Here is a 7,201-nt window from a genome sequence, read left to right on the forward strand (position 1 = left end):
CGAACCCGGACCACAAGCAACCAGCCCAGCGGAAACCACAACCGCCACGATCAGCGCGGGAATGCGTCGCATCTCCATGTTCCTCCTTCTAACAAGCCTGTGGGGCTGAATAGCCCTCAGCGCTTCGCTGCCTGCACGGGCAGGAGGCAGACGTCGAGTTCGACACTGTCGTCCAAATCGCGGCCTGCCACTCCCGCACCCTGCCGGGCAGCAGTATCCGCCAAGGAAGTTCCCGTCGGCCAGCCTGCGGCGATGACCGCGGGAGAGGCTGCCTGGCGCTGCACCTCGCCGGCCAGAGCCTCACTCGGTGCGTTCGCCATGCTCAGCGCGCGCTTAATCTCAAGTGTCGCTTGGGAGACGGCCGTCGTGAAGTTGGCCGTATTCGTGTAGTACTCTTTCGGACCTCCAGGCACGTCTTTCCGTGCCTGCTCAAGGGCCCCCTCCAGGGAACCCTGCACCGCGATGAGCACCGCTTCGTTGTACTCCTGGGCCGCGGCAAACGTGTTCCGCATCGCGAAGGCCATGGGCACATATTCCTTGACGGCCTGGTCTTGCACCTTGGCCATCGTCCGGTACACCTCAGCGGCCTGGCCTGTCCATCCCTCGATCTCCTGGAAGCTGGGCAACCGCTTCTCAGGCTCGAGCAACGCCTGGTGCACCTGCATCCACTGCTCACCCTCCGCTTGAAGCCTCTTCGGCACGTCCAGATGCTCCGTCGCGTTCGCCACTTCGCGGCGAAGCTCCTCCAGTGCCTGTTTCGCTCCTTCGATGAGCTCCTTAACTTCTTCCTCGAACCGGGCCTTGTCCGCCCAGTAGTTGAAGCCGTGATCTTTGAACTCGCCCAACTCTGACCAGAAGGATCTGGACTTCGCCTCATCACGTTGCTCTGCTGCATCACGCGCGGCCTCGAACTGAGCGATCGTCTCCGGAATGCGTTGGTACTCGCCCCTACCCTTCGAGATGAGCCCGGCGTGCTCGCTACGGAACTGCGCGGTAGCCGCCAGGAGCCCTCCGGCGCCGATGCCCGCGCTTGCTTGTTGGAAACTCACTGGGCCACTCCCATCTGTCCGCTGATCGAGGCATTGATCTGCTCTCGCTCGTCATAATCCGTCGCGGTCGAACGCAGTCTCTGGGCGATACCCGAGAACTCGCGCGAGGCCTCGTCGGACCACTTGTTGGTTTTCTCCGCCAGCGCTCGGGCCTCACGGAGGGCTGGCCCGGCGAAACCGAAGTTTTCCGGCCGCACCATCTGGGGGATCTGAACCGACACCTGCTCAGACGTCTCGTCCCAGGCCTTCGCGAAATCACGCAGCTTGCTCGAGTCGACGGTGAAATCCCCGCCACCGCCCTCGTCGCTACCGGAGCCGCCGCCCGTACCACCGGAGCCGCCGCCCGTACCACCGGAGATGCCGCCCGTACCACCGGAGATGCCACCTGCACCGATACCGGAGCCTCCGCCCGCGCCACCGACGCCGCGGAGAGCACCGGCGCCGCCCATGCTCGTCGGGTCTCCCACACCGCCCGTGTGGTTGATGCCGCCCTTGTGCGGGATGCCGCCGAGGCGGTTGACGCCCCCGCCATCGAGGTTGCCGCTCCCACCATCGAGACGGTCGGGGCTGTCTCCGGAGGAAGGAGCCTTGATCCCCCCGCCGTGGGGGCCGGAAAAGCTAGGCGACGGGACGTCTCCCCCGCCGCGAGGACCGGAGCCGAAGCCTTCGCCGAGGTCAGGGCCGTCGACACCGGGGCGGATGCCGACACGGGGGATGTAGCCGGGAACGAGGTTGCTATAGATGGGATCGCCGGGCATGATCGCTCCGACATCACCGCCCGGATGCCGGGGGTCGCCGGGAAGAATCGGGTCACCAAGCTTCCACCCGCCCGGGATGGAGCCATCCGAACCACCCGCCGCCTGCACGCCGCCGAGCCCCGAGCCGCTGCCCAAACCGAGCCCACCAGCGCCAACACCGCCACCTGCCGCGAGCCCGCCGGCGCCAGCTCCGCCACCGCGCATCGCGCCTGCGGCGCCGAGAGCACTCATCGATCCGGCACCCATCGCGCCTGCGGCGCCCGCCTGACCAGCAGCCGCGCCCATACCTGCGCCCATGGCGCCCGATGCGCCTGCCGCACCCGCTCCGGTGGCGCCAGCGCCGCCGGCACCACCCATCATCATCGGCGGCATCATGCCCTGCTGGCCTCCCTTGCCCTTGCCTCCACTGGCGTTGGGGTTGATCACCCCCTCGCGGAGATCTTCGTCGTCCACGAGATCATCGCTCTCCGCGAAAATGCCACGCATGGTGGATTCCGCGGCGCGACGCTGAAGCGCCTTCCACATTTCCTCTGCCTCGGTCATGGGTTCACCTTCTTCGGGTTGAGCATACGAAACAATCCGGCCAACAGGAGTTCCTGCCTGTGCTGGTAGTCATCGAGTGTCGCGAAACGGGGGTCGGGTTCGGAGGGAACGCGCTGCGCGTACGCCTTGTTGGCCGCACGCATGACGGCGTTGGCGAGCGGGCCCACTTGGACTTCATCAAGCCAGGCCTCGTCGAAGCGGACCTCGTCGGGGCGGCCATCGGCGTCGAGTACCACGGTCGCCCCCTCGTGCCGGGCCGTGAGGCGGCGCTGTGGCGCCGCGGGAAGCTGCGCGGCTTCCTCCGCCGCGGCTGCGATGAGTCGCGAGTTCTCCTCGATCATGAGGCGCACGATCCGGAGGTTCTCGAACGTAGGTTCGGGCAGCTCGCCGAGCTCCTCGTCGAGGTCTGGCAACTTCGCTTCCTTCGGAGAAGCGAGCCGCATCCCGGCCACCTGAAACGCTTGGTTGAAGCACCCGGCTAGGGTGTCGGAGCCTTGCAGCTTCTTGAACCAGTACGGGCTGACACGGACCTTCTCGAGGCGACCATCGTCGTCGACCCAGATGCGGACGATGCCGTCGCCGAAACCCCCGTCGTCGACGTCACCCAACTCCAACGGGCCGTCTTCGCTGCCCGGGCCAAAGCTGCCAAGCGATTCCGAGTCTGCGCACGCCTCGTCGCCCGCCAGCATCGGAGCAAGCGGGTCGTAGTCGTCGTCGAAGAACTCGCCGGTCATGTGGCCCAGTATTCCACCCGACGGGGTCACTCCCACCGGGCCTGCGGCGGCCAGGAGCCGCGCGAGGAGGCGACACATGACCCTCAACGAACGTGTCGTCACCGCCGGCAACGTCCGCCCCACGCAGCTAACCTCCGCGGTCAAACCACCTAACCCCGTCGCCCGCCGGGCGGCGCCTACTCGACGGTAACTGACTTCGCGAGGTTGCGGGGCTGGTCAACGTCGTGGCCGAGCAGCGTGGCCATCTCGCAGGCGAAAAGCTGTAGAGGGACGATGGCCACCAGGGGCTGCAAGAGTGTCGAGACGCGCGGGAGGGCGAGAAAATGGGTGGCGTTGCGTCGCGCCTCGTCGTCAGATTCCTCCGCGAGCACGATGCTGCGCGCTCCGCGGGCACGCACCTCGGCAATGTTGGCGATCACCTTGTCACGCAACTGGTCGCGCCCCGCCGGGGGCACCACGACGAACACCGGCAGCCCATCGTGCACGAGCGCGATGGGGCCGTGCTTGAGCTCACCGGCGGCGAACCCCTCCGCATGGATGTACGCGAGTTCTTTCAGCTTCAGCGCGCCCTCAAGCGCTGCGGGGTAACCGACGTGGCGTCCGAGGAACAGCATCGAGGGTTCGTCGTGAATCGCCTCGGCGAGCGCGTAGTACTGCTCAGCGCGGTCCAAGAGCTGCTGGATCAACGTCGGCATACGCTCCAACTCGGCGAGGATGGCAGCGATCTCGTCGCCAAACTTCATGCCGCGCACCTGCGCCAGGTAGAGGCCAAGGAGATAGCAAGCGACGAGCTGCGTGGTGAACCCCTTCGTGGACGCCACGCCAATTTCCGGACCGGCGTGAGTATAGATGACCGCGTCGGACTCGCGCGGGATGGTAGCGCCATTCGTATTGCAGATAGCCACCACCTTGGCGCCCTGCTCGCGCGCGTGCCGAATGGCCATCAGCGTGTCGGCTGTTTCACCCGACTGCGAGATGGCAACGACGAGCGTGCTGGCGTCGACGATGGGGTCGCGGTAGCGAAACTCGCTCGCCAACTCCACCTCGCAGGCGATGCGCACCCAGTGCTCGATGGCATACTTGGCGACGAACCCCGCGTAGTACGCGGTGCCGCACGCGATGATGACCACCTTGTTCACCCGTCGAAGTTCCTCGGGGCGGATCTGGAGTTCGTCAAGCACGAGCTCCCCGCGCTCATCTTGACGCCCCAGCAGGGTGTCGGCGACGGCGGAGGGCTGCTCGAAGATTTCCTTGCGCATGAACCAGTCGAAGCCCTGCTTTTCAGCCGCGCTCAAATCCCAGTCGACGTGAAACTCCTTGTAATCGGCTGGATTGCCGTCGAAGTCGGTAACGGTGAGACCGTCGGCGTCGAGCTCCACGATCTGGTCTTGCCCCAGCTCGACAGCCTCGCGGGTGAACTCGATGAAGGCGGCCACGTCGGAGGCGAGAAAGAACTCGCCCTCGCCCTTGCCCACCACCAGCGGCGAGTTGCGGCGGGCGGCCACGATGCAGCCCGGTTCCTCGGCGTCGATGGCGACGAGCGTGAACGCCCCTTCCAACTGCGGTGCGACGGCGCGCATGGCCTCCGCGAGCCGCTTGCCGGAGCGCACTTCGCGGTTGAGCAGGTGCGCAGCCACCTCGGAGTCGGTCTCTGAGGTGAACTCCTCGTCGCATTGCTCGCGCAGCGCTGCGTGGTTTTCGATGATGCCGTTGTGCACGATGGCGATGCGCCCGGCCACGTGGGGGTGGGAGTTGGCGTCGGTGGGTGCGCCGTGGGTGGCCCAGCGGGTGTGGCCGATGGCGACGTCGGACGTTCCGAGCGGTTCGGCCTCGATGGCGGCTTCGAGGTTGGCGATCTTCCCCGCCCGCTTCCGCCATTCGATACGTCCGCCGCTAGCGACGGCAACTCCAGCCGAGTCGTATCCGCGATACTCCAGCCTTCTGAGCCCGGAAATCACCACATCCTTGGCGTTTCGGGCGCCTACGTATCCAACAATTCCGCACATGAACCCCAAATGTACAGGATGATTGCGCGTTTCTTGACAACAGGCGTGCACCCTGCTGTAGGTGCTTTGTCGACATCTTTTGGCAGCCTCGCGTGCACAGGTAGGGGTAGGGTGGTGTGACCGTCGAATTCCCGCGAAGGAGGGCTCGTGGCCGAGCCGTACGTCACGCTCAAGCGCAGCAGCTGGGCTGCACTGTCAGACCTCACATCAATCCGCCTCGACGAGAAAACGCTCGCCAAGCTTCGCGGCATCGGCGACCCAACCAGCCTCGCAGACGTAGCGGAGGTGTACCGCCCGCTGACGCAACTGCTCTACCTCACCTTCGACAACGCAAGCCACCTCAATGAAGAGCGCAACAAGTTTCTCGCGCTGCATGAGCGCCGCACGCCGTTCGTGATCGCGGTGGCAGGCTCAGTAGCCGTCGGGAAATCAACGGTCTCCCGGCTGCTGCGGGAGCTCCTCCGCCAGGCACCGGGCTCCCCCAAAGTCGACCTCGTCACCACCGACGGCTTCCTACGCCCCAACGCGGAGTTGCAGCGACGAGGCATGCTCGCCCGCAAGGGCTTCCCCCAGTCCTATGACCGCAAGAAACTACTGCGCTTCCTCATGGACGTGAAATCTGGCGACGAGCGCGTCGAGGCACCCGTGTATTCCCACTCGAAGTACGACATCATCGACGGCGAATCCATCGTCGTGGAATCCCCTGACATCCTCATCATCGAGGGGCTCAACGTGCTCCAGCCTGCGCGCGTCGAAAAGGACGGGCGCGCTGGGCTCTCAGTGAGCGACTTTTTCGATTTCTCCGTGTTCGTCGATGCCGACGAAACGGATATCAAGACCTGGTTTACGGAGCGCTTCTTGGAGTTGAAGCGACGCTGCACCGGCGCTCCCGACGATTTCTACACCCAATTCCTGCACATGAACGACGAGCAGGCCACGCAGTTTGCGCACGGGGTGTGGGACGAAATCAATGGCCCCAACCTGCGCCACAACATCGAGCCGACGAAGGAACGCGCTACCGCCATCTTGCGCAAAGGCTCCGACCACCGCATCGAGGAAATATCAATCCGCAAGGTGTGACGCACCCTAGATCCGCTCGCGGCGGATCAACCGCGAGCGTCTACACTGACCGGCATGAGTGACTCGAACACCAACCGCCGCGACCCCTACTCGGAGAAGTTCAAGAAATTCATCGTCTCGGGGTGGGAACCCTATTCCGACGAGTTGCCGAGCACACTCTCGTCTGCTCCCTGGGCAGCCAAGCGACGCCAGGTGATCGTCGAGCAAAACCCGAAGGCGACGCTGGTGTTCCCCGCAGGCCCGCTCAAGGTGCGCGCCAACGACACCGACTACCGCTTCCGCCCCCACACCGCCTTCGCCTACTACACGGGCTTGGGTGAGGACAGGGAGCCCGACGCGGTGCTCGTCGTGAGCGCGTCGGAGTCGGTGCTGTTCTTCCGCCCGCGTGCTCCGCGCACCGACCGGGAGTTTTATGCCGACGCCCGCTACGGCGAGATGTGGGTGGGCCAACGCGACTCCCTCGACGAGATGGCGAGCCTCACCGGCATCGAGTGCCGCGACGTGCGCTCCCTCGAGGAATACCTCGCCGGGCGCGACAACCTGCGTGTCGTCCGCGAAGCCGATCCCGCGGTGACGGAGCTCGTCGACCGCGTGCGCGGCGGGGCCGACGACGAGGCCGACGCAGAACTGCATCGTCTCGCCTCGTCGCAGCGCTTCGTCAAAGATCAGCACGAGATCGACGAGATGGGGCGCGCCATCGCCGCCACGAAGGTGGGCTTCGACGCCGTCATTCGCGAGCTACCCAACGCCGTGGCCAACGGGCGCGGCGAACGCTGGGTTGAGGGCATCTTCGCACTCCATGCCCGCCACCTGGGCAATGCCGTCGGCTACGACACTATTGCGGCAGGCGCCGACCACGCCAACACGCTCCACTGGATCGTCAACGACGGCGACCTCGCCGATGGCGACCTGTTGCTGCTCGATGCGGGCGTCGAGGTGAACTCGCTGTACACCGCCGACATCACCCGCACGCTGCCCGTCGGAGGTACGTTCACGCCCGAACAGCGTCGGGTCTACGACGCCGTGCTACG

6 protein-coding genes are annotated in these 7,201 nt (G+C 65.6%); 2 read left to right on the forward strand and 4 right to left on the reverse strand.

Annotated features, from left to right (window positions below):
- Positions 1-116: 116 nt before the first annotated feature.
- The 4 genes from Q0X61_RS12130 to glmS form a co-directional block, all read right to left on the reverse strand.
- Positions 117-1,049 (reverse strand): hypothetical protein, encoded by a 933-nt coding sequence (locus Q0X61_RS12130; RefSeq protein ID WP_297743003.1) that lies wholly within the window; start codon positions 1,047-1,049, stop codon positions 117-119.
- A complete protein-coding gene (locus tag Q0X61_RS12135) occupies positions 1,046-2,350 on the reverse strand; it encodes a WXG100 family type VII secretion target (RefSeq protein ID WP_297743005.1) in 1,305 nt (434 codons plus the stop codon). Before Q0X61_RS12135 ends, Q0X61_RS12130 begins: the two co-directional genes overlap by 4 nt.
- The gene (locus tag Q0X61_RS12140) at positions 2,347-3,162 is read right to left on the reverse strand and encodes a hypothetical protein (RefSeq protein ID WP_297743007.1); all 816 of its coding nucleotides are present in this window, start codon (positions 3,160-3,162) and stop codon (positions 2,347-2,349) included. The genes Q0X61_RS12135 and Q0X61_RS12140 overlap by 4 nt, the downstream gene beginning before the upstream one ends.
- A 98-nt stretch (positions 3,163-3,260) precedes the next feature.
- Complete coding sequence (glmS, locus tag Q0X61_RS12145) at positions 3,261-5,090, reverse strand: glutamine--fructose-6-phosphate transaminase (isomerizing) (protein ID WP_297743009.1); 1,830 nt, start codon at positions 5,088-5,090, stop codon at positions 3,261-3,263.
- 147 nt (positions 5,091-5,237) lie between these two features.
- Here glmS and coaA point away from each other — a divergent pair, with 147 nt between their 5' ends.
- Positions 5,238-6,170 carry a type I pantothenate kinase gene (gene coaA, locus Q0X61_RS12150; protein WP_297743011.1) on the forward strand — a complete coding sequence of 311 codons (933 nt, stop codon included), beginning with the start codon at positions 5,238-5,240 and terminating at the stop codon, positions 6,168-6,170.
- 54 nt (positions 6,171-6,224) lie between these two features.
- Positions 6,225-7,201, forward strand: a 977-nt coding sequence (locus tag Q0X61_RS12155) for an aminopeptidase P family protein (RefSeq protein WP_297743012.1), incomplete at its 3' end; no start/stop codon positions are given.

This window comes from uncultured Tessaracoccus sp., assembly GCF_947255005.1.
Lineage (GTDB): Bacteria > Actinomycetota > Actinomycetes > Propionibacteriales > Propionibacteriaceae > Arachnia.